The sequence below is a fragment of the Burkholderia sp. Ac-20345 genome (assembly GCF_017104825.1).
Taxonomy (GTDB): domain Bacteria; phylum Pseudomonadota; class Gammaproteobacteria; order Burkholderiales; family Burkholderiaceae; genus Burkholderia; species Burkholderia lata_B.
The window spans coordinates 1-810 of record NZ_JAAGPO010000542.1; the positions used below are offsets into that span (position 1 = coordinate 1).

The 810-nt window shown below is 70.1% G+C and carries 2 pseudogenes; both read right to left on the reverse strand.

What is annotated here, in order from left to right:
- Positions 1 to 125, reverse strand: a pseudogene (locus G3O06_RS49575) (phenylacetic acid degradation protein PaaY); the annotation flags it as partial.
- Positions 125 to 810 (reverse strand): annotated as a pseudogene (locus tag G3O06_RS48550) (iron chelate uptake ABC transporter family permease subunit); the annotation flags it as partial. The pseudogenes G3O06_RS48550 and G3O06_RS49575, both read right to left, overlap by 1 nt.

An 810-nucleotide genomic window follows, 5' to 3' on the forward strand; every position in this document is an offset into this window, starting at 1 on the left:
CGCCTGATCGTCCTGAGGCAATCCGCCGCCAACTGCTGATAGATCCGCGTGCCGTTCGCCTTCGCTTCGATCTCCGCGTCGCTCAGCCGCCGCACGACGCGCCCCGGCATGCCCGCGAGCAGCACGCGAACACCGGCACCGCGAGCACGCACCACGGCAACAGCATCGACACCTCGCCCCAGCTCCGGCCATAAGTCCCGCCGACGAGCCACACGACGAAACGAGCGGGCTGCACGCTTTCCTGCGTGATCAGCCATTGCGCGAGCGTGGTCCACAGCGCGCCGATCACGATACCCGTCAGCGCCACCGCGAGCGGCGCGTAGCGATGCCGGTGATTCAGCGCGAGCGTGATCGCGAGCGACAATCCACCGCCGATCAGCGCGGCGGCAGCAAGCGTCACGTGCCCCATCAGCGGCCACGTCGACAACGCGAACAGCGTGACGAGCCCCGCGCCCTGCGTGACGCCGAGCACTTCGGGGCCCGCAAGCGGATTGCGCACGACGCTCTGCATCGCGACACCGCTGACCGCCAGCAACGCGCCAGCAAGAAGCGCGCACAACAGGCGCGGCATGCGCAGATCGATCAGCATCCGCGCGAGCGCATCGTGGCCGGACAGCGCATCTGACCAGCGCGCGATCGACAGCCACTCGGGGCCGGCCGATACACCGACCAACACGACCAACACGCCTGCGACGACGAACAGCGCGGTGCGCAGCGGCCAGCCGAGCCGTTCGAGCCAGCCGACGAGCCGCGTCGAGCCGCCGCCCGCCGCGCGTTCGGCATCCGCGTGCAGCACGCGGATGCCGAACG